Annotated in this window: 26 protein-coding genes and 2 tRNA genes; 9 read left to right on the plus strand and 19 right to left on the minus strand. The window is 71.1% G+C overall.

What is annotated here, in order from left to right; translation table 11 throughout:
• Nucleotides 1-95: 95 nt before the first annotated feature.
• Entirely contained in the window at nt 96-395 is a 300-nt protein-coding gene (locus NE234_RS12170; RefSeq protein WP_252779052.1) for a helix-turn-helix domain-containing protein, read from the minus strand.
• The gene (locus tag NE234_RS12175; RefSeq protein ID WP_252779053.1) at nt 365-691 is read right to left on the minus strand and encodes a DUF6597 domain-containing transcriptional factor; all 327 of its coding nucleotides are present in this window, start codon (nt 689-691) and stop codon (nt 365-367) included. Before NE234_RS12175 ends, NE234_RS12170 begins: the two co-directional genes overlap by 31 nt.
• 100 nt (nt 692-791) lie before the next feature.
• Between NE234_RS12175 and NE234_RS12180 the strand changes: the two genes are divergently transcribed.
• Nucleotides 792-1,373 (plus strand): TIGR03086 family metal-binding protein, encoded by a 582-nt coding sequence (locus NE234_RS12180; protein WP_252779054.1) that lies wholly within the window; start codon nt 792-794, stop codon nt 1,371-1,373.
• A 123-nt stretch (nt 1,374-1,496) separates the two neighbouring features.
• A complete protein-coding gene (locus tag NE234_RS12185) occupies nt 1,497-2,669 on the plus strand; it encodes a cytochrome P450 (protein ID WP_252779055.1) in 1,173 nt (390 codons plus the stop codon).
• A 34-nt stretch (nt 2,670-2,703) separates the two neighbouring features.
• Here NE234_RS12185 and NE234_RS12190 read toward each other — a convergent pair whose 3' ends face one another.
• From NE234_RS12190 to NE234_RS12210, 5 genes are all read right to left on the minus strand, one after another.
• On the minus strand, nt 2,704-3,471 hold the full coding sequence (locus tag NE234_RS12190; RefSeq protein WP_252779056.1) for a DUF72 domain-containing protein: 768 nt from the start codon (nt 3,469-3,471) through the stop codon (nt 2,704-2,706).
• 172 nt (nt 3,472-3,643) lie between these two features.
• Nucleotides 3,644-5,041 (minus strand): MFS transporter, encoded by a 1,398-nt coding sequence (locus tag NE234_RS12195; RefSeq protein WP_252779057.1) that lies wholly within the window; start codon nt 5,039-5,041, stop codon nt 3,644-3,646.
• The gene (locus NE234_RS12200; protein ID WP_252779058.1) at nt 5,038-5,601 is read right to left on the minus strand and encodes an isochorismatase family cysteine hydrolase; all 564 of its coding nucleotides are present in this window, start codon (nt 5,599-5,601) and stop codon (nt 5,038-5,040) included. Before NE234_RS12200 ends, NE234_RS12195 begins: the two co-directional genes overlap by 4 nt.
• Before the next feature lie 105 nt (nt 5,602-5,706).
• On the minus strand, nt 5,707-6,156 hold the full coding sequence (locus tag NE234_RS12205) for a MarR family winged helix-turn-helix transcriptional regulator (protein WP_252779059.1): 450 nt from the start codon (nt 6,154-6,156) through the stop codon (nt 5,707-5,709).
• Nucleotides 6,157-6,373: 217 nt separating this feature from the next.
• Nucleotides 6,374-6,754 carry a hypothetical protein gene (locus NE234_RS12210; RefSeq protein WP_252779060.1) on the minus strand — a complete coding sequence of 127 codons (381 nt, stop codon included), beginning with the start codon at nt 6,752-6,754 and terminating at the stop codon, nt 6,374-6,376.
• Between the two features lie 224 nt (nt 6,755-6,978).
• Between NE234_RS12210 and NE234_RS12215 the strand changes: the two genes are divergently transcribed.
• Both NE234_RS12215 and NE234_RS12220 read left to right on the plus strand, forming a co-directional pair.
• Nucleotides 6,979-7,051, plus strand: a tRNA-Leu gene (locus NE234_RS12215).
• A gap of 12 nt (nt 7,052-7,063) precedes the next feature.
• A tRNA-Met gene (locus NE234_RS12220) sits at nt 7,064-7,142 on the plus strand.
• A 62-nt stretch (nt 7,143-7,204) separates the two neighbouring features.
• Here the strand turns inward: NE234_RS12220 and NE234_RS12225 are convergent.
• From NE234_RS12225 to NE234_RS12235, 3 genes are all read right to left on the minus strand, one after another.
• Nucleotides 7,205-8,227 carry a DUF4331 family protein gene (locus tag NE234_RS12225; RefSeq protein ID WP_252779061.1) on the minus strand — a complete coding sequence of 341 codons (1,023 nt, stop codon included), beginning with the start codon at nt 8,225-8,227 and terminating at the stop codon, nt 7,205-7,207.
• 32 nt (nt 8,228-8,259) lie between these two features.
• A complete protein-coding gene (locus NE234_RS12230; RefSeq protein WP_252779062.1) occupies nt 8,260-9,165 on the minus strand; it encodes an SDR family oxidoreductase in 906 nt (301 codons plus the stop codon).
• Nucleotides 9,166-9,238: 73 nt separating this feature from the next.
• Entirely contained in the window at nt 9,239-9,994 is a 756-nt protein-coding gene (locus tag NE234_RS12235; protein ID WP_252779063.1) for an SDR family oxidoreductase, read from the minus strand.
• A 202-nt stretch (nt 9,995-10,196) separates the two neighbouring features.
• On the opposite strand from NE234_RS12235, the gene NE234_RS12240 reads away from it, so the two are divergent.
• Nucleotides 10,197-10,952: an SDR family oxidoreductase gene (locus tag NE234_RS12240; RefSeq protein ID WP_252779064.1), complete on the plus strand. Its 756-nt coding sequence runs from the start codon at nt 10,197-10,199 to the stop codon at nt 10,950-10,952.
• Nucleotides 10,953-11,032: 80 nt separating this feature from the next.
• Entirely contained in the window at nt 11,033-12,022 is a 990-nt protein-coding gene (locus NE234_RS12245) for an amidohydrolase family protein (protein ID WP_252779065.1), read from the plus strand.
• 5 nt (nt 12,023-12,027) lie between these two features.
• On the opposite strand, the gene NE234_RS12250 is transcribed toward NE234_RS12245, so the two are convergent.
• Nucleotides 12,028-14,820, minus strand: coding sequence for a helix-turn-helix transcriptional regulator (locus NE234_RS12250; protein ID WP_252779066.1), 2,793 nt, complete (start codon nt 14,818-14,820; stop codon nt 12,028-12,030).
• A 142-nt stretch (nt 14,821-14,962) separates the two neighbouring features.
• On the opposite strand from NE234_RS12250, the gene NE234_RS12255 reads away from it, so the two are divergent.
• The gene (locus NE234_RS12255) at nt 14,963-17,683 is read left to right on the plus strand and encodes an ATP-binding protein (RefSeq protein WP_252779067.1); all 2,721 of its coding nucleotides are present in this window, start codon (nt 14,963-14,965) and stop codon (nt 17,681-17,683) included.
• Between the two features lie 9 nt (nt 17,684-17,692).
• On the opposite strand, the gene NE234_RS12260 is transcribed toward NE234_RS12255, so the two are convergent.
• From NE234_RS12260 to NE234_RS12275, 4 genes are all read right to left on the minus strand, one after another.
• On the minus strand, nt 17,693-18,028 hold the full coding sequence (locus NE234_RS12260) for a DUF3140 domain-containing protein (protein WP_252779068.1): 336 nt from the start codon (nt 18,026-18,028) through the stop codon (nt 17,693-17,695).
• 4 nt (nt 18,029-18,032) lie between these two features.
• Nucleotides 18,033-18,254, minus strand: coding sequence for a hypervirulence associated TUDOR domain-containing protein (locus tag NE234_RS12265; RefSeq protein ID WP_252779069.1), 222 nt, complete (start codon nt 18,252-18,254; stop codon nt 18,033-18,035).
• A 75-nt stretch (nt 18,255-18,329) separates the two neighbouring features.
• The gene (locus NE234_RS12270) at nt 18,330-18,983 is read right to left on the minus strand and encodes a response regulator transcription factor (RefSeq protein ID WP_252779070.1); all 654 of its coding nucleotides are present in this window, start codon (nt 18,981-18,983) and stop codon (nt 18,330-18,332) included.
• On the minus strand, nt 18,980-20,113 hold the full coding sequence (locus tag NE234_RS12275) for a sensor histidine kinase (RefSeq protein ID WP_252779071.1): 1,134 nt from the start codon (nt 20,111-20,113) through the stop codon (nt 18,980-18,982). Before NE234_RS12275 ends, NE234_RS12270 begins: the two co-directional genes overlap by 4 nt.
• 145 nt (nt 20,114-20,258) lie before the next feature.
• Here NE234_RS12275 and NE234_RS12280 point away from each other — a divergent pair, with 145 nt between their 5' ends.
• Entirely contained in the window at nt 20,259-20,768 is a 510-nt protein-coding gene (locus NE234_RS12280) for a hypothetical protein (RefSeq protein WP_252779072.1), read from the plus strand.
• Between the two features lie 4 nt (nt 20,769-20,772).
• Here NE234_RS12280 and NE234_RS12285 read toward each other — a convergent pair whose 3' ends face one another.
• On the minus strand, nt 20,773-21,672 hold the full coding sequence (locus NE234_RS12285; RefSeq protein WP_252779073.1) for a LysR family transcriptional regulator: 900 nt from the start codon (nt 21,670-21,672) through the stop codon (nt 20,773-20,775).
• A gap of 178 nt (nt 21,673-21,850) precedes the next feature.
• Here NE234_RS12285 and NE234_RS12290 point away from each other — a divergent pair, with 178 nt between their 5' ends.
• Entirely contained in the window at nt 21,851-22,594 is a 744-nt protein-coding gene (locus NE234_RS12290) for an SDR family oxidoreductase (protein ID WP_252779074.1), read from the plus strand.
• Here the strand turns inward: NE234_RS12290 and NE234_RS12295 are convergent.
• The 3 genes from NE234_RS12295 to NE234_RS12305 form a co-directional block, all read right to left on the minus strand.
• Nucleotides 22,584-22,682 (minus strand): DUF397 domain-containing protein, encoded by a 99-nt coding sequence (locus tag NE234_RS12295; protein ID WP_252779075.1) that lies wholly within the window; start codon nt 22,680-22,682, stop codon nt 22,584-22,586. The two genes, NE234_RS12290 and NE234_RS12295, sit on opposite strands and share 11 nt — an antisense overlap.
• On the minus strand, nt 22,673-23,455 hold the full coding sequence (locus tag NE234_RS12300) for a helix-turn-helix domain-containing protein (protein WP_252779076.1): 783 nt from the start codon (nt 23,453-23,455) through the stop codon (nt 22,673-22,675). Before NE234_RS12300 ends, NE234_RS12295 begins: the two co-directional genes overlap by 10 nt.
• Before the next feature lie 220 nt (nt 23,456-23,675).
• Nucleotides 23,676-24,647 (minus strand): N-acyl homoserine lactonase family protein, encoded by a 972-nt coding sequence (locus NE234_RS12305; RefSeq protein WP_252779077.1) that lies wholly within the window; start codon nt 24,645-24,647, stop codon nt 23,676-23,678.
• Nucleotides 24,648-24,670 lie beyond the last annotated feature (23 nt).

Here is a 24,670-nt window from a genome sequence, read left to right on the forward strand (position 1 = left end):
CGCCGTCCGCCCGCTCGCGACGGTCGGACGCCGGTCGGGCCGCCCGCGCCGGTCCGGCCGCCGGCCGCATCTCCGGCCGGCCGGCGACCGTGGGGTCACCGGGCGCACGACCGCGCGTACCTGGCCGGGGACATGCCGATCGTCGCGGTGAAGTCGCGGGTGAAGTGCGCCTGGTCGGCGTAGCCCAGATCCGCGGCCAGGGCGGCCCAGTCGATGTCCGTGCCACCGGCCGCCCGGTCCGCGGCGTCCTGCATCCGGTACCGGCGGATCACCCACTTGGGACCGACCCCGACGTAGTCGGCGAAGAGGCGCTGCAGGCGGCGCGTCCCGACTCCGGCCGCCGTGGCCAGCCTGTCGACCCTGGTCAGCATCGGATCGGCGGCGATGCGGTCCACGACGGCGGATGCCTCGAGGGCGAGCGGGTCGGGTCTCGCCGGCGCCCTGGAGCGGATGAGGTCCCGCCGACCACCCGCGCCTGACCGTCGCTGATGAAGGTCATGTGCACCGACGGGTGGGTGAGGACCCGCTGCCGGTGAGAATCCCCTTCGCCGAGATCCCAGTGCAGGATCCAGTGGTGGTCGGCGAGCCAGGTGAGATCCGCCGCGGGCGGCCGGTGGGTGACCTGGAAGCGTTCGAGCGCCGCCGCGCGGTTCAGGACGGCCCGCAGGCTGTCGGGAACGGCGTCGGCCATGCGGCTCAGTGTCGCATTTCTTCAAGACCGCCGGGCCCGCCCGGCTTACGGTGTGCCCTGCCACCGGACGGCTCACGAAGACATCACCAAGGGGACATCGATGGACCTGCACCCGCTCATGACACGCGCCGCGGAAGTGCCGATCGCGGTCGTCCAGGGGATCGGCCCCGGCCGGCTGGACCTGCCGACCCCCTGCCCCGAGTTCGACGTCCGCGCCCTGCTGAACCATCTGATCTACTGGACGGGGTTCCGCTTCGAGGCGGCCGCGCGCAAGGCGCCGCCGCCCGAGTCCCCGGCGGAGGAGCACGACTTCACCGCCGAACCCGACTGGGCCGGCCGGTACGCCGTGAGCGTGCGGGCGGCCGCCGCGGCCTGGTCCGAGCCGGACGCCTGGGAGGGCGAGACCGGCCTCTTCGCCGCGATGAGGATGCCCGCTCGGCTGGTCGGCGGGATGCTGTTCGCGGAGCTCCTGCTGCACGCCTGGGACCTCGCCGTGGCGACCGGCCGGCAGGTCCCGCTCGATGACGAACTGGCGCGGACGCTGTTCGACCAGGTGTCCGGGATGGCCGGGATGGCCCGGCAGTACGGTGCGTTCGGCTCGGAGGTGCCGGTCCCGGAGGCGGCTCCGTTGCTCGACCGGGCACTCGGTCTCGCCGGTCGCGACCCGGCCTGGACGCCTTGACCGGCAGGGGCGGGAGCCACAACCAACAATTCCGACTTTCGCCACTTAGGGTGCATTGACGATCGACATTACGGGTGAAAGCGTGGAGGTTGACTGGGACCTCGGGGAAGGGAACGTCGCCTCATGGCCGACCTGCCGCGACTGCCGTTCGAGCGCACCGACATGCTAGGGATCTCCGGGACGTACGCCGCGTTGCGCGCCGAGGAGCCGATCACGCGCATCCGCACGCGGACCGGTGACGAAGCGTGGCTCGTGACCGGGTACGAACCGGCCAGGGCGATCCTCGCCGATCAGCGCTTCGGCCGTTCCCACCCCGACCCCGACCATGCCCCACGGCTCTCCAACTCCGCCCTCACCGGCGGGCCGACCGGGGAGTTCGCCACCGAGAAGGACGTGCACGACCGCATGCGCCGGCTCCTCGCCCCGGCGTTCTCCGCGCGCCGGATGCGGGCGCTGTCCGGGCACGTCCAGGAACTGGTCGACGGCCTGCTCGACCGGATGGAGGAGCACGGCCCGCCGGCCGATCTGCACGCGGCGCTGTCGGTCCCGCTGCCCATCCAGGTGATCTGTGAGCTCCTCGGCGTCCCCCTCGCCGACCGCGACCACTTCCGGGCGCTCGCGGATGACATGACCGACCTCACCGACCCGGACCGGTCCGCCGCCGCCCGTACGGCCATGGAGGAGTACTCCCACGGCATCGTCAAGGCCAAGCGGGACGACCCGGGCGAGGACGTCTACTCCGACCTGGCCCAGGCCGACCTGCCTCCCGAGGAGGTCGCGACCATCGCGGGCGGGCTGCTGTTCGCCGGGCACGAGACCACGGTCAACCGCATCGACCACGGCGTTCTGCTCCTGCTCGCCAACCCGGGCCAGCTCGCGGAGCTGCGGCGTGATCCGGCGGTGGTCCCCGCGACCGTCGAGGAGATCATGCGCGTCGCCGTGCCGAACGACCACGGCCTCGCCCGGTACGCCCGCGAGGACGTGGAGGTCGACGGTGTACGGATCAGGGCGGGCGAGCTCTGCGTGGTCATGACCGCGGCCGCCAACCGCGACGAGACCGTCTTCACCGATCCGGAACGCTTCGACATCGGCCGCGACCCGCAGCCGCACCTCGGCTTCGGCTACGCCATCCGGTACTGCCTGGGCGCGAACCTCGCGCGCGTCGAGCTGCGGGCGGTCTTCGGCTCGCTGTTCCAGCGGTTCCCCGGCCTGCGCCTGGCCGTGCCGATCGACCGGCTGCCGCGCCGCGTCGACCGCCTCACCGGCGGCGTGTCCGCACTGCCCGTCACCTGGTGAGGCGCGCCCGCGCCGATGGTGGGGCGGCGGAGCGTCAGCGCGCGGACAGGACGGGCGTCCGGGTCACGCCGCGACCGGCCGCGCGGGCGAACTCGGCGAACCGCCCGGCGTCCCGTACGGCCGCGCCGCCCGGATCGTTGTTGAAGTAGACGTAGACGTCCTGAGCGTCGTCCCAGGTCTCGGCGAGCCGCCGCACCCAGGAGCGCAGCGCCTGGTCGCCGTACTCCGGCCAGGGCGTCGCCGCGCCCTCGTGCAGCCGCAGGTAGCCCCAGTCGGCGGTCCGCCACAGGGGCGTCAGCGGCCGGCCGAGCCGGTCGGCCCAGCACAGCGCGGCCCCGTGCCGGATCAGCAGCTCGCGCACCTCGTCGGTCCACCAGGACGGATGCCGGGGCTCGACCGCGACCCGGACCCCGGCAGGGAAGCGGCGCAGGCATCGTTCCAGGCGTTCGACCTCGACCTGCAGGGTCGGCGGGAGCTGGACCAGGACCGGGCCGAGCTTGTCGCCCAGGCCGCCGGCGGCGTTCATCAGCCGGTCCACCGGCTCTTCCGGGTCCTTGAGGCGCTTGATGTGGGTCAGGTAGCGGCTGGCCTTGACCGCCATCACGAAGTCCGGCGGCGTGCGCTCCCGCCACCCGGCGAAGACCTCACGGCTGGGCAACCGGTAGAAGGCGTTGTTGTTCTCCACCGTGTCGAAGCACTCGGTGTACCGCTCCAGCCAGACGCGCTGCGGCATCCCGGTCGGGTAGAGGACGTCGCGCCAGTGCTTGTACTGCCACCCGGAGGTACCTATCAACAGCGGCATCCCGGCCTCCACCACGCCCGTACGCCGCCCCGCGCCCTCCTGACCGGATCGTTCGGCATGACCCGCGTTGTACCCCTGTCTCGCCTACCAAACGGGACAGCTGCACGACTGACTTAGTACGGCTGGTGCCGCGCACGAGTGTGCCGTCGTCGGGAGAATCATCCCCGTCGAGTTAGTTCACTTTCGCGGGGATCTTCTTGTCGAGGGTGGTCAGTAGCAGGCTGACCATGCCGATGCCGAGGGTGACCCAGGCGATGGTGTGCAGGCCGCCGTCGCCGGCCTTGGTCCCGAAGGCAATGCCGATGAGGCTGGAGGAGAAGATCGCCCCGAAGTAGGCGAAGGTGCGATAGAGCCCCGAGGCGATGGCAACTTCCTCTGCTGGAGCCTGTACGTAGAGGGTGGCCTGGTTGGCGAAGCCGCTGAAGCCGTTGGCAAGTCCGAACAGCAACGACATGCCGATCAGCAGTAGCACCGGCGAACTGTGGGTGATCTGGAGCATGGTCGCACCGGTGAGCAGCATGCAGATTCCGGTCATGACGAGCGGGCGGCGCACCCAACCGCGTGTCGAGACGACGCGTGCGATGACGATACTGGCGGCCGACAGTGGCAGCATGATCAGACCCACCTGGGACGAGCTGTAGTGGGCGGCCTGCTCCATCCACTGACTCGTGCCGTACATAGCGGTATAAATGCCGAGCGAGACCACGGCCTGGCGCAGGTAGGTGCGCAGCAGCGGCCGGTTGCGCCCGAGCATTCGCACGTCGACCAGGGGACGGCCGGCGCGTCGTTCCCAGATGACCAGGACGGTGCCGAGGACAAGCGCTGCGGCCAGTTCCCACCAGTCAGGAGTCTTCACGTGGGAGAGGAAGAGCAGCGTACTGATGATGGTCCCTGCGAACAGCACGATGCCCGGTAGGTCGATCATCGTCACCAAAGGCTCGCGGCCCTCGCGGGCCGATGGCTTGTCGCTGGCGACGCCTGTGAGGGTCAGAGCAAGGGTGAGCAGGGCGAGGGGGACGTTGACGAAGAAGATCGCGCGCCAGCCGTAGATCCCAGCCAGCAGGCCGCCGAGCGGCAGGCCGATCACAGTGGTGACCTGGGAGGCAATGGAGAAGTTGCCCAGGACTCGGCTGGGCACCCCTGCCTTCGTCTCGTCCGCCCGCTTTCGGACCAGGGCCATGGCTGTCGGGTAGGCCGCGGAGGTGCCGATGCCGATCAGGGCCCGGGACAGCAGCAGGAAGCCGAAGGCCGGGGCGGCCGCTCCGGTGATGCCGGCGAGTACGAGGATGAGCAGTCCGGTGATGAAAACACGTCGTGCGCCGAAGACGGTGGCCAGCTTGCCCATGGTGGGTTGCATCACCGCGCTGCAGAGGTAGAGCACGGAGATCAGGGACGCCGTGGTGCCTGGGCCTTTATGGAAGCCCAGGCCGATCCCGACCAGGCCAGTCGCGATCATCGAGCTGTTGATCGGGTTGAGCGTCGAGCCCAGCAGTAGCGGACCGGCGAAGCGCCATCCGAAAGCCGTGGAGGTAGCGGCGGCGGCAGGTGTTTCAGTCGTGGGGGTGGTCATGAACGTAGTGCCAGGACGCTCAGGACGTCCGCGGTAGTGCCGGTCTCGGCGATGCGCGGGAAGATCTGCGCCACACTGTGCTCGTGCCGGTCCAGGGCGGAGTCGGTCATGGCGTCCAGGGGAAGGGTGACGTGGAAGCCCTGCTCGTGCGCGTCCCGGGCTGTGGACTCGACGCCGCTGCTGGTGGCGATCCCGGTGATCACCACTTGGGTCACGTTGAGTTCGCGCAGCCGTTCGGCCAGGCCGGTGCCGGTGAATGCGCTGCGCGCATACTTGGTGACGACGAGGTCGTCGTCTTGCCGCTCCAACTCGGGGATCAGGTCCGTCCAGCCCGCCGGGAACGTGTGAGTGTGCGGGCCGCCGGCGTCGGTGCGGCCGGCCGGGGATCCTGCGACGTTGACCAGCACGATGGGCAAGCCCCGGCTGCGGAACTCCTTCAGCAAGGCTGTCGAGCGCTGGATGACATCGTCGACCGGATGAGCCAGCGGGGTCGTCACGATGCCCTGCTGGAGGTCGACGACGATGAGAGCGGTCCGCGGGTCGATCGTGGTAATGGGCATGCTAAATCCTTCGTTTCGTTCGATGAATGACCGGGGGCGGGAACCGCATCCGCTGCATGCGTGTATCTGCGGTGCTATCCGTGCCGCTGCACAGCGGCAGGCAGGTCAGGGCGACTGAGCCAGGCGCCTCAGCAGCTTCACGGCAGAGGCGAGTTGCGCGATCTCGTCATCGGAGAGGCTGGCGTCGATCGCACTCGTCAGCCAGTCCTCTCTGGCGCTCCGTCCAATGCGGAATTGCTCCTGCGCGGCCGGAGTGAGGCTGAGTAGAGTCTTACGCCCATCCTTCGGATCGGGCGAGCCGCTGATCAAGCCGGCTCCCTCCAAAACGCGGACGATCTTGGCCATCGACTGGGGGCGCATGCCTTCAGCCTCGGCAAGGGACGACGACGTCGCGGTCCCCTCGCGCTCGATGCGCAACAGTGCCGACATCTGCGACTTGGTCAGGTCGCTACCCGCCGCCTGTTCACGAAGTCGGCGGACCAACTGCCCGAGGGTGACGCGGAGCTCTCCGGCGACCCGTGAGGCATCTTGGCGCGGCTTCGGCTGCTCGCTCATGCGTCCAGCGTAGCAAGACAACAGCCAACTGTACAGCTAGCTGTGCAGTTGGCTGCTTATTTTCCCTGGTGCGATCCGCGGTGGTCCGTTGCTCCTGGCTGCCCACGTGGACGCCGCGGGCCGGCGCCAGCCCTGCAGCGTGAAGCGGCAGTCCTCGCAGGCCGCGGATGCGTACGCCCGTGGCGCACTCCGCCTGGAGGGCGTAAAGATGGATGCCTCATCCGATGAGCAGAGTCCTGCCGCCGCCCGCGAGATGGTGCCGGGGCTCGACGGTGTAGCCGGTGTCGCGGAGGCGGGCGGTGATGCGGTCGGGTCCGTCGGGGCCCGCCGGGACCTCGACGCGGGCGATCGCCGCCGGTGTGTGGCGCCGGCGGATCGTCACCCCGTCGTACAGGTAGAGCCCCCACGCCGACCACGGGACGTCGGGGGTGGGATCCTCGTGCTGCATCCACGCCATCCAGGTGTCGCCATGGACGTACCAGCAGTGGATCGCGCCCTTGCGCCAGGCGCCCTTGTGGCGGATCCAGACCCAGGCGTCGCGGGCCTCGATCCGATGGGATCCGGACGGGTAGTGGTCGAGCGGCCGGGCGTCGTGCATGAGGCCATCTTCGAACTGATGTTCGAAAGATCGCAAGTCGACGCAGGTCAAGCCTGCTTTAGGTTGCCCGGACCCTCCCTGGGCGGGTGAGCGGCCTCCGCGCGCGTCGTCATAGGGGCGGCCGAGAAAATGCGTTGCCGCGATGGTCGGGCTTCTTCACACTGAAGGTGATCGGAAAGAGGCCGCCTTTTCCGGCGGGGCGCTTCTTCACGTTCGTCATTCACGCCGCTCTGGCCCAACGGCAGAGGCGTCCGGTTCAGGACCGGGAGGTTCAGGGTTCGAATCCCTGGGGCGGCACGTCGGATACGGAGCGCAGTGGGGGAGTTCGGCCGTCCCCGCTGGTCTCATAAGCCAGAGATCGTGGGTTCGAATCCCACCTGCGCCACCATTGGAATGGCAGGGTGACGCGGTCACCGAGCGCGTCACCCTGCCATTCTTTCGGGGAGATGGTCAGGCCGGAATTACGTAGGGGAATGTGCCGCTGCGCCGCTCGCTCGCGACGGCCGGCGTGAGGCCCGAGAGCACGGCGGTGCCGGTGACGAGGGACAGCATGACCTCGGGCGCGTTGTCGGCCAGTGCCCGTCCGTTGCGGGTGGCGAAGCCGAACGTCGCGGGTGTGCCGACCACGTAGGGCAGGACGTCGGGGAACAGCGCGCGGGCCACGGTCTCGCCGTAGCCGCCGGGGTCGTCGGAGATGCCGGTGGCCCCGGCGACGGCGGCGACCAGGCCGGCGATGTGCCCGCCGGCGGCGGCGAGGTCCTGCGACGGGTGTCTCGTGTTGGCGGGGTTGGAGAAGTCGGTGTCGTCGGGCCAGAAGATCGGCCACATCATCGGGTGACCGGCGCGGTTGACCTGCCGCCAGCCGCCCGCGTCGGTGGCGAGTTTGGTGGCGCACCACACGCCGGTCCTGGCGCCCGGACGCAGGAGCGGGTGGGAGTGCGGCACCTCCAGCACGATCGACTCCACCGTGGTGCCGGCGAAGCTGTTCTGCGCGGCGTCGGGCCGCCACGCCGAGAGGTCGGCCGCGGTTCCCTTCGCCACCGCGCCGTTCACGATGGCCAGCAGCGACAGGTCGATGTAGAACGGGTCGGTGGCGCGTCCGGCCCAGACCCGTACGCCGCCTCCGGCGACCGGTTCTCCGGTGCGGCCCTCCAGCACCAGGTCCCCGGCCGCCTCGTCCTCCCGCGCGTCGGCGCCGGTCAGCACGTGCGCCTGCAGCGTCCGCCGTCCGTCCGGGCCGGGCTCGCCGAACGAGATCCGGTAGGTCAGGTCCTCGAAGGCGGCGCCGTCGAAGTGCACCTTGAACTCGTACCGCGCCTCCGGGTGGAAGCCCGGCTGCGCGTAGACGCCGGTGATGTCGGAGTTGACGTCCATGACGAACACCGTGCTGCGCTGCCCGGGGAACACGTACAGGTCGTCGATGAACAACTGGCCGTTCTGCGCCGCCAGCGGCGTGTCGAGGTGATGGGACATGAGATGGTCCTTCGCTGGTCGTGGCTTCTCGGTCAGTCCGTGGGCAGCGCCGGGCCGAGCAGGTCTTCCAGCTCGACCCGCCGGTAGAAATCGCGCCGGACCAGGTCGCCGACGCGGTTGACGGTTTCGGCGCCGTCGTCGGCCGGGTCGATGTGCACCCGGAACGGCCGCCGGCCCTTGGGGGTGTCGACCACCCGGACGATGGCTCGGGCCACCTCCGCCGGGTCGGCGTCGGCGGGCGCCAGCTCGGCGAGCTTCTCGGCGACCTGGCCCATCAGGTCGCCGTAGACGTCCTCGTAGGCTTCCGCCACCTCCGTACCGGCCGGGTGACCCGCGTTGGCGAAGTGGTTCGTGCCGGTGGTGAACGAGCCGGGGACGATGATGACGGTGTCGATGCCGAATCGGGCGAGCTCGGCCGCGTACGAGACGGCGAGGGAGTCTTCGGCCGCCTTGGCCGCGAAGTACGGGCCGAGGTACGGCGGAGTGCCGCCCCTGGTGCTGCTGGAACCGACCCAGACCACCAGCCCGTCCCGCCGGCCGCGCAGGTGAGGCAGCGCCGCCCGGTTGAGCCGCTGTGTGGAGACGGCGTTCGTGTCGTAGACGCTCGCCAGCTGTTCGGGCGTGAACGCCTCGAGCGGGCCCAGGACCATGTGCCCGGCGTTGTGCACGACGACGTCGATCCGGCCGTGCTCGGCGATGACGGCGTCGACCGCGGCGTCGACGGAGTCCTGGCGGGACACGTCCATCTCGATGGGGCGCAGCTCCACCGAGTGGGTCTGGGCGTATTCGGAGGCGTCGCGGGCCGCGGCGGTGTTGCGGCCGGTGATGTCGCGCATGCCGGCGTAGACGACGTGCCCGGCGTCGGCGAGGCCCCGTACGGTCATGGCGCCGAAGCCGCTGGACGCCCCGCTGACGATGATGATCTTCTTGGACGGCATTGTGCCTGCTCCTCTGGTGGAGTACCGATGTTGTTGCGTTCGATGGGGTCGTGACCGCGGTGTGGCGGCTGTGTCAGATGACGCCGCCGTTGGCGTAGAGGATCTGGCCGTTGACCCAGCGGGCCGGTCCGGCCAGGAACGCGACGACCTCGGCGATGTCGGCGGGGACACCGAGGCGTTCGAGGGGCGCCATCTGAGCCAGGCGGTCGATCGACTCCTGGCTCTTTCCGTCGAGGAACAAAGGAGTGGCGGTCGGCCCGGGCGCCACCGCGTTGACGGTGATGTCCCGGCCGCGCAGCTCCTTGGCCAGGATCAGCGTCAGCGCGTCCACCGCGCCCTTGCTGGCGGCGTAGGCCCCGTAGGTGGGCAGGGCGATCTTGACGATCGACGTGGAGAGATTGATGATCGCGCCGCCGGACCGGACCCTGCGGGCCGCCTCCCGGCCGACGACGAAGGTGCCGCGGATGTTGATGCGGTGCATGCGGTCCAGCACCGCCAGGTCGAGCTCGGCCAACGGCGAGAGCAGCATGATGCCGGCCGTGTTGATCACGACGTCGACACCGCCGAAGGCGGACTCGGCCGCCTCGAACAGCGCCGCGACGTCGTTCTCGTCCGCGACGTCGGCGCGTACGGCGATGGCCCGGCCGCCACGATCGGTGATCGTCTTGGCCAGCCCCTCCGCCTCGGCCGGCCGCCCCGCGTAGTTGATCACGACGGCGCATCCGTCGTCGGCGAGACGCCGGCAGATCGCCTGGCCTATGCCACCGGAGCCTCCGGTCACGACCGCCACCCGGTCACCGGCCGGGTTCCCATTCCGCTGATCGACCATGGGTCGCCTTCCTCTCGTTGGAACGCGCTCATCGTGTTCGGAGCGGCTCCCGGCCTTCTTCCGTCAGGTGACTGGGCCGGTCACCGGTGCGGGCACCGAGGGCGGTGACGTGGCGCCGAGCAGGTCAGGTGACAGAAGACGGCCCGGCGACGGCCTGACGACGATGGCCGACGTCTCCAAGCGACAGGGAAGGACACATTCGATGCCCGAGCATGCTTTGAACGGAAAGGCCGTCCTGGTCACGGGTGGAGCGAAGAATCTCGGTGGTGCGATCTCACGTGACCTCGCCGCCGCCGGGGCGAGCGTCGCCGTCCACTACCACAGCCGCTCCGACAAAGGCCTCGCCGAGGACACGGTGGCCGCGTGCGTCGCGGCGGGTGGGAACGCGTTCGCGATCGAGGCCGACCTGACCGCGGTGGCCGAGATCCGCCGCGTCGTCGATTCGGTGGTCGATCGCTACGGCGCGCTGTACGCCACGGTGAACACGGCGGGGCTCGCGAAAGGCGCCCCGATGACCGAGGTCACCGAAGAGGAATACGACGCCCATTTCGCCATCAATTCCAAGGCCGCGTTCTTCGTCATGGCCGAGACCGCCAAGCGGATCGAGGACGGCGGCAGAATCGTGAACCTCGTGTCGTCGTTGCTGGCCGCCTACACCGGCCGGTACTCCGTGTACGCCGGCAGCAAGGCCCCGGTGGAGCACTTCACCCGGGCGCTGTCCAAGGAGCTGACGGGCCGCCGGGTCTCGGTGAACAACCTGGCCCCCGGCCCCATGGACACGTCGTTCTTCTGGGACGCGGCCGCGCCCGGTGAAGATGAGTTCTCGAGGGCTCAGACGCCGTTGGGCCGGCTTACGAAGGTCGAGGACGTCGTTCCGTGGGTGCGCTTCCTGCTCACCGACGGACGGTGGCTGAACGGCCAGACCGTGTTCCTCAACGGCGGCTTCGCCACCCGCTGACCGCTTGGCCGATGGCGGCGCGGGGCCGGTGGGGGCGGGCCCCGCGCCGCGACCGATGATCGAGGAAGGACGGACCACCCGTGAGTGAACAGCCCTACATCGAGGGTCTTGTCGATGTGCACGCCCATTTCGTGACGGACGAGTACGTGGCCGCCGCCAAGGCGGCCGGGCATCTGCTGCCCGACGGCATGCCGGGATGGCCGCGCTGGGACGCCGGAACCCACCTGGAGCTGATGGACGAGTGGGGCGTGGCCACATCGATTCTGTCGATCTCATCGCCCGGCACTCACTTCGGTGACGACCGGGCCGCTCGTGCGCTGTGCCGGGAGGTCAACGACGCCGGCGCCGGCGTGGCGCGTGAACACCCGGGACGGTTCGGGCACTTCGCCTCCCTGCCCCTGCCGGACGTCGAGGGAGCCCTGGCCGAGGCCTCGCGCGCCCTCGACGAGCTCTCCAGCTGGGGCGTGGCCGTCGTGACCAGCGCCGGAGGAAGGTACCTGGGCGCCCCGGAGTACGAGCCGCTCTGGGCCGAGCTCAACCGCCGCCGCGCGGTGGTGTTCGTGCACCCCACGTCGCCGTGCTGCGGCGAGGCACTGTCCGCGGGGCGGCCCCGTCCGATGATGGAGTTCATCTTCGACTCCGCCCGCGCCGCCGCCGACCTGGTGTTCAGCGGAGTCCTCGCCCGTCATCCGGACATTCGATGGATCTTCACTCACGGCGGCGGCAGCCTGCCGCTGCTCGCCGACCGCATGGAACTCTTCCGCACCGTCTTCCGGGGCGGCCCGGGCGACGCCCCGACCGTCCAGGAGCAGCTCGCGGGACTCTGGTGGGACATGGCCGGCACGCCGTTCCCCCGGCAGATCCCCGCGCTGGTCGATGCGTTCGGCAGCCGGCGGGTCCTCTACGGCAGTGACTACTGCTGGACTCCGGCCGTCGGCGCGGCCGCCCAGGTCGCATCCATCGACGAGGCCGAGCAGCCGCCCGGCACCACCTGGCGGGCGCTGACGACCCGCAACGCCTCCCGGCTGTTCCCGGCCCTTTCGACGGGGGAGAACGCCCGCCGCCCGTGACCGCCCTAGTCACCGCCGAGATCGGCCGTGCGCAGCTGGGCGCGGGAGGTGATGCCGAGCTTCGGGAAGACCCGGTAGAGGTGGAAGCCGACGGTCCGGTGCGAGAGGAACAGCCGCGCCCCGATCTCGCGGTTGGTCAGCCCGCTCGCGGCGAGTCTGGCTATCTGCAGTTCCTGCGGGGTGAGCCTGTCCAGGGTGTCGGGCGTGGACCGGGTGACGGCCTCGCCCGCGGCGCGAAGCTCGGCGCGCGCGTCCTCCCCGAACGCCCTGATGCCGAGGGCATCGAAGCTCTCCATGGCCGCCCGCAGCGGGGCACGCGACTCGATGAGGCGGCGCCGGCGCCTCAGCCACCGGCCGTACGCCAGCAGGAGCCGCGCCCGGTGGAACGGCCAGCTCTTCAGCCGGGTGTGGAGGGCCCGCTGGTAGAGAGGCTCGGCCGTGTCGTCGTCGGCGACCAGGGGGTGGGCGTAGGCGGCCATGGCCCGTAGGTACGGCGAGGTCGTCTGCTCGGCCAGGGCGTCGAGCCGTGCGAGGTGGTGTTCCGCTTCGTCGCGGCGGCCGGTGAGGGTCGCCGCCTCGATCAGGTCAGCGATCCCCAGGTAGCCCACGAACGGGTGGTAGGCGATGTCGGACGGGTCGAGTACCCGGGCCAGCTGCTCGAACGCGTCGCCGTGCTGGTTGCCGACGAGGGCGCACCGTCCTCGGGCGAACTGGGCGAAGCCCAGGATGGACTGGGCGCCGACCGAGAGCAGTTCCGCCTCCGTCCTCCGGATGAGTTCGTTCGCGGTGTCGTGGTCACCGCGCTCACCGGCCAGCGTGGCCGTGGCCAGGTCGGCCACCAGCGCCCAGCGGGATCGGCCGGTGTCGCGGGACAGCCGGCCGGCCTCATCGGCCGCCGTCGCCGCCAGCCGGTGCTTGCCGAGATGGATCGCCGCCCACGCCTGAGAGGCGAGGGCTTCGCCGAGCAGGCCGAGGCGCCCCTGCCGCCGGAGACCGTCGACGGACGCGCACAGGAACGGCCACGACAGGTCGAAGGCCCAGATGGCGGTCAGCGAGGCCCCCAGCGCATGCTGCTCGGCGGGGTCGCCCGTGAACTCCGGCGCGATCCGGGAGACCTTGCGGATGACCCGCGCCGCTTCCTTGACCGGGTCCGCGCAGGCGGCGATGGACAGGACCATGGGGTCGGCGTCGCTCCGCTGGAGGCGCCGCGCCGTCCTGACGACGAGGTCACGGGTCTCCTGCGCCGGATCGCCGTACCAGCAGCCGACGGACAGCGGCCACAGGGCTCTGAGCGCGAGCGTGGCGCCGTCGCTGTCGGCACCGGCCAACCGGTCCGCCACGTCGGCGAAGACCCGTACCCGCTGTGGGGTGTACCAGCTCTCCTCATTGAGGGCCTCCATCCACAGGGTGAGGCGGAGCCGCTCTCCTTCTTCGAGCTTCGAGGACTTCGCCTCGGCCAGTTGCCGGCGTGCGGCGACGGCGTCGCCGAGCTCGAAGTCGATCTCCGCCGCACGCAGCAGGAGACGACCCCGGTCCCCGCCCGGGTCGCTCAGCATCGCCGCCCGGCGCAGGGTTTCGGCCGCGGCGCGCGGAGCCCCCCGGTCGAGGGCCCGGAGGGCGGCCGCCTCGAGATCGAGGGCCACGCCGTCGTCCGGACCGGGGCTGGCGGCCGCCCGGTGCCAGGCCCGGCGTTCCTGGGAGTTCTTCAGCGCTCTCGCCAGCGCGGCGTGCGCGGCCAGGCGTCTCGACGGGAGGGCCGCCCGGTAGATGGCCGAGCGGATGACGGGGTGCCGGAAGCGCACCTCACGCCCGTCGAGCTCGATCAACCCGGCCTGGACGGCGGGTTCCAGGACGTCGACCGAGGGCGCCGTGCCGTCCAGGAGCTCCACGGCGCTGAAGATCTCGGTGAGGTCACTCTGGTCGTCGGCGGCGGCGATCAGCAGGATGCTCCGGGTCGGGTCCGGCAGCCCCGAGACGCGGGGGAGGAACGTCCGCTCCAGGCGGCGGGTGGTCGGCAGCCACGGCGTCAGTGCCTGCCGGGCACCGTCCCCGCTCAGTGCCGCGGGAAGCTCGACCAGCGCCAGCGGGTTGCCGGCCGCCTCGGCCAGGACGCGGTCGCGGACGGCCTCGCCGAGTTCCGGTGCGCGCGCGGCGAGAAGCGCGGTCGCCGCGTCGTCATCGAGCTTCGTCAGCGGCAGTTCGGGCAGGCCCGCGTCGTTCAGTACGGTGTCATGCCCCTCACGGACCGCGAGCGCCATGACCACCCGCTCGGCGCCCAGGCGGTTCGCGATGAAGGCCAGGACCTCACCGCTCGGCCGGTCGATCCACTGGACGTCGTCGATCACCAGGATGACGGGCGAGTCATCGGCCAGGCCGCTGATCAGTTCCAGTGACGCCAGGCCGACCGAGAACATCTCCGGTGCGACGCCCTCGGCCATCCCGAACGCCGCCGACAGCGCCTGCCGCTGCCGGGGGATCAAGGCCGAGGCGCGGTCGAGGACCGGCCTGAGCAGCTGATGCAGCCCGGCGAAGGGGATCGACGCCTCCGACTGCACGCCGACCGCCGACAGGGCGCGGCAGCCCCGCCCGACGGCGGCCTCCCGGGCCGCGCCGAGCAAGGCGGTCTTGCCGATCCCGGCCTCTCCGCGCACGAGCAGGGCACCGCCCGCGCCGGCCAGACCGCGAGACGTCACCTCCGCGATCAGCCGGAGTTCGGCGTCGCGCCCGTACAGCGTCCCCGCTTCGCGGAAGCGACGGGTTCCTTCCCTCGTGTCCGATGACTGGTAGGTGACGGCCATGGCACCGACGCTACGGGCGGTGGGGGCCGGGAGGCATCGGTCATGTGACCATCGCGGCGCGGTCCGCCGACGGCGCCGGTCGGCGTCGGGGCAGGTCAAGGCAGGGCAGGACGGGCGAAGGCCGGTCGTTAGCCTGTGGAATGTGGGACTCATCGGACGGAGCGAGGAGATCAGCCGGCTGCACGGCCTGGTGAGCGAGGTACGTCAGGCCGGTGCGGCCCTGCTGCTCCGCGGTGAGCCCGGCATCGGGAAGTCGGCCCTGCTCCAGGAGGCCGCGGCGTTCGCGCACGCGTCCGGCCTGCGTGTCCTGGGCACGACCGGTGTGGAGTCCGAGGCCCATCTGCCCTACGCCGGGCTGCACCAGCTCTTGTGGCCGGTACGGGACCGCATCGGGGTGCTGCCGCCCGGACAGCGGGAGGCGCTGCGGGCGGCACTGGGAATGACCGAGGCGGTCGTGCCCGAGGGCTATCTCGTCGCCCTCGCCGTGCTGAACCTGCTCGCCGAGATAGCCGAGGCCGCACCGGTCCTGATCGTCGCGGAGGACGCGCACTGGCTCGACCCGTCCACCGCCGACGTGATCGCGTTCCTCGGACGGCGGCTGGAGTCGGAACCGATCCTGCTGCTCGCCGCGACCCGCCCCGGCACGGCGACGCGGCTGGACGAGGCCGGGCTGCCGGACCTGCTCATCCCGCCGCTGTCCGCGGAGGACGCCGCCGCACTGCTCGACGTCGGCGCGGCGGACCTGCCCGCCTCGGCGCGCCGCCGGCTGCTCGCCGAGGCGGCGGGGAACCCTCTGGCACTGATCGAGCTGCCCGCCGCGGTCCACGGCACCGACGGCGCCGCCATCCTCGCGAGCCCGTGGCTGCCGCTCACGGCCAGGCTGGAGAGCGCCTTCACGCGGCGGTTCGCCGCGCTCCCGGCGGTCACGAGGGCCGTACTGGAGGTCGCCGCGCTCAACGACAGCGCGGATCTGAACGAGACGCTGACGGCCACCCGCGGGCTCACGGGCCGGCCCGTCACGGCCGCCGACCTCAGGCCGGCCGTCGATGCCCGCCTCCTCACTCCGGACGAGAGCCGCGTGGCGTTCCATCATCCGCTCATCCGCTCGGCCGTCCACCAAGCGGCCGGTGCCGCCCGGCGCCGCGACGTGCACCGGGCACTGGCCGGAGCACTGGCCGATCAGCCCGACCGGAGAACATGGCACCTGGCGGCTGCGAGCGACCGGCCGGACGAGGACATCGCGGCCGCCCTCGAGGCGGTCGCGGTCCGGGCGCAGCGCCGTGGCAGCGGCGCCGCGGTCGTCGCCGCCCTCGAGCGGGCCGCGCGGCTGAGCCCGGATCCGGAGCGGCGGGCCGACCGGCTCCTGCGCGCCGCGGACGGTGCGGTCGAGCTCGGCCGTCCGGAGATCGTCGACCGGCTCCTCTCCGAGGCGGGAGAGATCGAGCCGTCGAGGCAGCGGCGTGCACGCCTGGCCTGGATCAGGGCCGCATTCGACGACGGACTCCGGGAGGGGAGCATGGACGCCTCGGCGCTCGCCGACCTCGCCGAGTCCGTCGCCGCGGATGGGGACATCGATCTGGCGGTCCGGATCCTCTGGAGCGCCGCGCTGCGCTGCTTCTGGAGCGAGCCGGGCATGGCGGCCAGAGACCGGATCGTCGACGTGGCCGAGCGGCTGCCGCTCGACCCGCTGGACGCCCGGCTGCTCGCCATCCTCGGCTACGCGGCCCCCATCGCCCGGGGCGCGGTCGTCATCGAGCGCTCGGAGCGGCTGCTCGCCCGATCCGGCCTCGACTCGCCGACCGTGCGGCTCGTGGGCAGCGTCGCGGTGCTCGTCGGCACCTTCGACGTGGCGATCACGCAGTCCGCCGCGTCGCTGGCCGGCCTGCGTGAGCAGGGTCGTCTGCAACTCCTGGCCCGCGCGCTCGCGGCGCAGGCGTGGGCTGCGGCGCAGCTCGCCGACCTCGGGGTGGCCCTGCCCGCCGCCGAGGAGGCGGGCAGGCTCGCCCGGGAGACCGGTCAGCCGTTCCTGCTCGGCCTCATCCTCGCCACGCAGGCGAAGATCGAGGCACTGCGCGGCCACTTCGACCAGGCCGACGAGCTGGCGGCCGAGGCCGAGCGACTCGGCACGCCGGTCGGCGCACGGAACGTCCTCGCCACCGCGCAGCACGCGCGCGCCCTCGCCGCACTGGGCGCGGGCGACTACCCGCAGGCGCTCACCCGGCTCCTGCGCATGCACGACATCACCGACCCCTCGCACCAGCTCGCCCTGAGCTGCCACACGGTCGCCGACATCGCCGACGCGGCCCTCCGCAGTGAGCGTCCCGGCGACGTGGCCGGCGTGATCACCCAGATGGAGGCGGCCGCGAAGACCACGACCTCGCCGTCCCTGCACGACGGCCTGCGGATGGCCCGCGCGGTGCTGGCGGGCCAGGACGAGGCCGAGGGCCTCTTTCGGACGGCACTCGCCGCGGACCTGACCCGGCGGCCCTTCATACGGGCGCGCACGGAGCTGGCCTACGGCGAATGGCTCCGCAGGCAACGGCGCGCCGTGGAGTCCAGACAGCACCTCCGCGCGGCCCGGGACACCTTCGACGCGCTCGGCACGTCGCCGTGGGGGGAGCGGGCCCGCCGTGAGCTCCGCGCCGCCGGTGAGCGGAGCAGCGAACGCCAGGCCGCCACCAGCGACCTCCTCACCGCGCAGGAGCTCCAGATCGCGCAGATGGCCGCCGAAGGCCTGACCAACAGGGAGATCGGCAAACGCCTCTACATCTCGCACCGTACGGTGGGCGCCCACCTGGCGCGGATCTACGCCAAACTGGGCGCGACCTCCCGCGTCCAGCTGCACGACGCCCTTGGCCGGTGACCGGGCTCCTCAGTCCTTGAGCGGGTCGTGACCCCAGTTCATCAGGGAGTACCGCCAGCGGGTCTCGCGGATGTCGCCGTCGGGGCGCTGCGCCAGGTGGCGGCGGATGTAGCCGACGACCTTGCGCATGTGCGCGTAGTCGTCCTCGGACAGGTCGCCCTTCTTCGTACGCAGCAGTGCGACGATCCGGCGGCCCGACTCGTGGCCGGTGGACTCACCGCCGCCCGAATGCTGCCCGGCCGCCTTCGACTCCTCACTGCCGAGCCAGCGTTCCAGCTCGGCGGGCTTGAGGTTGACCAGTTCGTCGAACAGGCTCCGGATCTCCTCGTCGTCCTCGCCCGCCACGGGGTCAGTCCTCCTTCTCCAGCGCGTCGGGCTTGTGCACGGCCCTGCCGCCGGACTTCTCGCTGCGGACCTGGTACTGCGGTTCGTCCGGCGACGCGGCGACCGTACGGCCGGCGGCCTCGGTCCGTTCGGTGATCTCCTCTTCGACCTCGCCGCGGGCCTCACCGCCGTGACTGCGCCAGGAGACGTGGTCGCCCTTGTGCAGCTTCTTCTTCTCTTTCGCCATGACGTTCTCCTGCTCCGTCCGCCCGCCTCCCCATACCCGCAGGTCAACGCGTATGCACCGGGCAAAAGGTAAGAATCAGCGGGTCAGGCCATGGCGAGCGGCGTAGGCGGCGACCTGGCTCCGGCTCGTGATGCCCGCCTTGGCGAACGCCCGGTTGATATGCGACTTCACCGTCGCCATCTCGACGTACAGCCGAGCGGCGATCTCTCCGTTGGCCAGCCCCGCGGCGATCAGCGTGAGCACCTCCGCCTCCCGGGCGGTGAGGCCGTCCGGAATCCGCGTACGGTCGGGCACCCGGCCGAGTCGCGCGGCGGCGACCAGCCGTGCCTGCACGGCCGGATCCACCGAGGCCAGGCCCGCGGCCGCGGCGGTGACGGCCTGCCGGATCTCCTGGCGTCCCGCGTTCTTCGTCAGGAACCCGCGGGCGCCGGCGGCGAGCGCGGCCAGGACCGACTCGTCGTCGGCGTACGACGTGAGGATGACGACGGCGACCTCCGGATGATCCGCGACGATCCGCTCCGTGGCGCCTTCTCCACCGAGCCCGGGCATCCGCAGGTCCATGAGCACGACGTCCGGCCGATGCGCGGCGACCGCCGCGATCGCCGCGCGGCCGTCCTCGGCCTCGGCGACCACCTCGATATCCGGCAGCAGGCCGAGGAGGGCGACCAGCCCCTCCCGTACGGCGGCCTGGTCGTCGGCGACGACGACGCGGATGACGGGGTCGCTCACAGGCCGATCCGGGCGCGTACCCGCCATCCCGCCTCGGTCGACCCGCTGGTCACCGTGCCGCCCGCCAGCCGTACCCGCTCGCGCATGGCGGTGAGGCCGTAGCCGCCGCCCGGCGCTGCGGCGGCCGGAACCAGCCCCGGGCCGTTGGTCACCTCGACGGTCAACTCGTCGCGTACGTAGTCGACGCGGACCTCGACGTCGGCGCCGGGAGCGTGCTTGCCGGCGTTGGTGAGGGCCTCCTGTACGGCGCGGTAGACCGCGAGGGCGGGTTCCGCCGGCAGCGGGCGCGCGGTCCCCGAGAGGACGCACCGAACCGATGCGCCCGTGTCCTGGCGGAACGTCTCGACGAGGCCATTGATCATCTCGGGGAGGTCGACCTCGCCCTCCCGCAGCGTCCGGACGGCGGCGATCGCCTCCTCCTGACCGGACCGGGCCAGTGCCCGGGCGCGGCCGACGTGCCGCCGGGCCTCCTCATGGTCACCGGTGAGCTCCAGGACCGCGTCGGCGGCTTCCAACCGGAGCGCCAGGGCGCTGAGCGAGTGACCGAGGACGTCGTGCAGCTCCCGCGCGATGCGGCCGCGTTCGGCGAGGACGGCGGCGCGCGCCCGTTCCTCCCCGGCTTGCCGGGTCTGCGCGGCCAGGAGGCGCGCCTGCTCGGCCCGGTCGACGTGGAGCCGGCGATTGCGGCCCACGAGGTAGGCGACGAAGGTCACGGCGGCGAACGTCGCCAGCGCGTCACCGCACCCCAGCGCGTACCCGGTCACGAGCACCCCGCAGCAACCACCGGCCAGCGCGACGCCCTCACGGCGGGGGAACATGGTGGCGGCGTCGACGCAGGCCCAGAACGTGAACCAGTACACCGCGGGCTGTGGGTGCAGGACGAGGAGCACGCTTCCGGCCAGTCCCGTGGCGGCGATCATCGCGCGCAGCGCGGGCGAATGCCCGCGCGGCCCGAGCACCGCCCAGCCGAGCCAGGCGGCGGACGACACGGCCAGGGCGACGGAGATGCGGAGATGCGCCCCGTGCAGTCCGGCGGCCCCCTTGTGCGTGGTCTCGCCCCAGAGCATGAACGCGAGCCCGGCCAGCATCGCGGCACGCGCGGGCCACTGCCCGCCCACGCGGATCGACATCCGGCCCCCTTCCGCCAGCGGCGAGCCGATTATCGTGCCCGGCCGACCCGCTCTTCCACCCGGATCTCCACCCGCGAGACGGACGACCTCCACCCGGGTCCCTTCCTACGGTGGGCCTCCATGACCGGCAGAGTGGGAGTGTCCGTTGTCCGCCATCACAATCGTCAACCTGGTGATCTTCGCCGCTGTGCTGATCAAGGACTGGGGTCATAACCGGATCACCATGTTCGCCGTCCTGAGGCCGTTGCTGCTCACCGCGGTGATCGTGCCGTTCTTCCTGCCGAAGTTCGACACGGCCGGTGGCGGCCTGGCACTGGAGGCCGCCTCCATCGGGGGCGGGATCGTGCTGGGAGCGCTGGCGTGCGCGTTGCTGAGGGTGAGCGTCGACGAGTCGGGTCAGGGCTGGTACGACGCCGGCTGGGCGTACGTGGCCGTCTGGACCGCGATCACGGTTCTGCGTCAGTTGCTCATCTACGGATGCCAGCACTGGTTCGCCCGCGACCTGGGGCGGTTCCTGATCGACCACCACATCAGCGTGGCCGCCTTCGCGGACTCGATCCTGTTCTTCACGCTGACCCTCGTGATCATCACCCGGGTGGGCATCCTGCTCCGCAGCCGCATGCCGTCGGCCCGCTCGGTCCCGTCCGCCGCCTGACGGCTCACCGGCCGGTGCCGCTGAGGTGGGCTTCGGCGATCTTGCGGAACGCCGCCACGAGGCGGCCGCGGTCGTCGGCGCGGGTGGCCAGCACGACCTGGCTGGGCTCGACGCCCTCCAGGGGGATCGTGGTGAGGTCGGGCCGCAGCCGGCGGACGTGCTCTCCGTCCGGGATGATCGCGACGGCCTGCCCGTCGGCGACGAGTTCGGCCTTGTCCTCGACGGCCTCGATGAGAGGACCGTCGGGGGCCGGGGCTCCGCCGGGCCGGGGATCGATGCGCCAGAAGGCGTTCCAGTCCGGGTCGGACACCCGTGGCAGAGGTTCGTCGGCGATGTCGTCGAGGGTCACGGACTCCTTGCCCGCCAGGCGGTGGTCGAGGGGCACGACGAGGACGCGGGGTTCGTCGTAGAGGACCGTGACGCGCAGCCGGTCGGTGGCGAACGGCAGCCGCGTCACGACCGCGTCCACGCGGTGATCGAGGAGCGCCTCGCGGGGTTCGTTCCAGTTCACGTGCGCGGTCCGCACGTCGGCGTCCGGGTGCCGGTGACGCAGTTCGCGTACAGCCGGAGTGACGATGAGGTTCGTCGTGTAGCCGATGGTGATCCGGTCCGGCCGGGCGGCGGCCCGGGTGCGCGTCACCACCTGGGCGGCGGAGCGCAGGAGCGTCTTCGCGAGGGGGAGGAAGGTCTCCCCGGCCTCGGTCAGTTCGCTGCCTCGCGGGGTGCGATCCAGCAGGCGGACGCCCAGCTGCTGTTCGAGACGGCTGATCTGCCGGCTGAGCGACGGCTGGGTGGTGTGGAGGACGGCGGCGGCGCGACCGAAGTGCCGGTGCTCGGCCAGAACCGTGAAGCACTGCACCAGCCGCAGGTCGAGATTCATCGGAGGCGGTGGCGAGTCGGTCATACGGGGAGCTTAGGCCCGTATGCCGTGACGTCGGGTGTTACGCGAAGCGTATTGCCGGATGCGGAACATTCATTGGACCCGGTGTACTCCGTGGCCCGAAGGTGGAGTCCGCGGCCGCGCACCGGCACGGTGCCGTATCGGGCCGCTCCTCAATCCTTGTCCCGGAATGGAGTGCACCATGTCCGCACCTACAGCTCTGATCACCGGCGGAACCAGCGGAATCGGCAGGGCCACCGCCGAACTGCTGCATTCGCGCGGCTATCAGGTGGTGGTCACCGGGCAGAACCCCGACACCATCGCCGCAGCCGAGAAGTCACTCCCCGACGGGATCGTCGTGCTGCGCGCCGACGCCCGGTCGCTCGCCGACACCGATCACGTCGTGGACCAGGTCCGGGAGCGCTTCGGCACGCTCGACGTGCTGTTCCTCAACGCCGGGATCGTACGGGGCCTGCCGATCGGGGCGTTCGACGAGGCCACGTTCGACGACATGGTCGACGTCAACTTCAAGGGCCAGTTCTTCACCCTGCAGAAGGCCCTCCCGCTGCTCAACGACGGGGGTTCCATCATCTTCACCGTCGGGATCGGCGTGACGCGGGGCATCGCCGGCGGGTCCGTCACCGCCGCCACCAGGGGAGCCCTCCTGGCCCTCGTCCCGTCCCTCGCCGTCGAGCTGGCACCCCGGCGAATCCGGGTCAACGCCGTCAGCCCCGGCCCGATCGAGACCCCGATCTGGGCCAAGCACGGACTCCCGCCCGAAGCGCTGGAGGAGACCCTCAAGGCCACGGCCGCGCGGGTCCCCCTGGGCAGGCTCGGCGCCGGCGAAGAGGTCGCCGCGGTCGTGGCCTTCCTCGCCTCCGACGCGGCCGGTTACGTGACCGGCGAGAACATCACCGTCGGCGGTGGAGCCGGCCTCAGCGTCTAGCGTCGTCCACGACGCAGACCTCGACGCAGTTCCCGCCGTTGGTGCTACTGCGCCGCGACTTGCGCCACTCGACGTTGTTCAAGTCCATCGTTCCTCCGCCACCTTCTTGATGAGCTCGATCGATTCGCGCTGGGACAGGGTGAATGTCCGGATCGACTCCCAGACGTCGATCAGGCATGCGATGTCTTCCGGGTTGCTCGTGACCAGACCGCGAACGGCGGTGTCGATGTAGGCAACGTCGCTGCCGTTGACGGTGGCGATCGTGAATGCGCCCGCAAGGCCTTCATAGCGTACGCCGGAGGGGACGATCTGGACTGCGAGCCGAGGGGACACGGAATTGACCAGGTGCTCTAGTTGATCACGCATCACCGCCGCATCGCCGAAGCCGCGAGTGAGGACCGTTTCGTCCAGTACACACCTGAGTGTAGGTGGGTTTTCGCTTTTGAGAATGGCCTGGCGGTCGAGGCGGGCGGTGACGGCGGCCTCGTCGCCGTCGAGGACCGTACGGGCGTAGTCGGGCGTTTGCAGCAGGCCGGGGACGACGGCCAGCTCGAACGCCCGGAGCGCCGACGAGCGGCGCTCTTCGGCGAGCCAGTCGCGCATCCAGCCCGGCAGGCTCTCTCCCTCCAGCATGTTGAAGACCTCCAAGAGCACGCCGGGCGGAACCTCCAGTGCCTGCTCGATGGCGGCGACCTGTTCGCGCCGAGGACGTAGCTGTCCGGTTTCGACGTTGCTCAGCCATCCATCCGAATATCCGAGCCTTTTGGCGAGGTCGGCCTGGAGGATGCTTCCCGCGTCTCGGTAACGCCGCACCAGACGGCCGAGGGTGATGAGCGTGGGGCTGGGGGATGTGCGCATCATTCTGCCCTTCTGGGATGCTCTGCGTGCCGTTGGCCTGACGTTCTCGCTGGTCAGTGCAGGCAGGATAAGCAGAATGAAGTGCTGTTTCGGGGGGTCATCAACGACAACCCGTGCGGCGCGAAGGATCGTTACTCGTGGTATTTCATATGTCCCCCATTAACTCGTCATCCGGGTTGAGCATCATCTCCGATCCCGCGTCGGCGCCCCTGCACGGCGTTGATCACTCAGCGCGTCCGACCGGGCCGCCGTCCGCCGCGGAGACGAAGCGGGGCAACCGGGCCGGGTTGATGTTGGCGAGTTCGTCGAAGGTGGCCCGTTCGTAGGACTTGGCCCAGGCGAGGTCCGCGTCGGACAGGTCGCCGGTGGCCAGGCCGGCGATCAACCGCTCGCCGTATTCGGTGTGGTCGTGCGAGGTCAGGATGAGCAGTTCCGGGAGTTCCCGGCGCAGCCACTGGACGCGGCGGATCGAGTCGACATAGCGGGTCTCGCCGCCGAGCTGGATGGCGCGCACCTGGTCGACCGCGAGATGCCGGATGGTGTACATCGCGTCGCCGGTCAGGAGGAACCGGTGGTCGACCAGCACGCTGGTGCTGCCGGGGCTGTGCCCCGGGGTGGGCAGCGCGATGACACTGCCGTCGCCGAACACGTCCGCCGAACCGGTGAAGCCGCCGATGGCCGGGCCGGTGAACTCGAGCGAGCGCCAGTCGGTGATCGCCGCGATCGACGGCGGGTAGGCCAGCGGCACGAGGCCGAGCACCTTGTCGTCGCGCGCCGCGTACTCGGCCGCGCCCAGGTACACCGGAGCGTGCGCGAACAGGTTGAGCGCGCCGACGTGGTCCTCGTGGAAATGCGTGATGAACACGGCGCGGATGTCCTCCGGGCGGTAGCCGAGCCGCGCGAGTCGGGCCGGCATGGTCTCCTCGTCCGGCAGGTCGTACTCGTCCGCGTCCATCACGTGCTCCATGATCGAACCGCGGTAGTAGTCGGCGTGCGCGGCCTGTGCCGGGCTGATCCCGGTGTCCACCAGAACCGGGCCGACGGTCGGGTGCTCAAGCAGGTAGGCATGGATCGGCACCCAGATGAAGTGATCCTTGTCGGCGGCGAACTCGCCGAGGGAGAACCCCTCCAGGCCACCGTAGAACTGGCCGAACGGGACCTTGGTGCGGCCGATGCGCAGCGGGTGAATGTTCATGACGGGCTCCTTCGCCTACGCCG

It is taken from the genome of Actinoallomurus rhizosphaericola (assembly GCF_024055675.1).
GTDB classification, from domain to species: Bacteria; Actinomycetota; Actinomycetes; order Streptosporangiales; family Streptosporangiaceae; genus Actinoallomurus; species Actinoallomurus soli.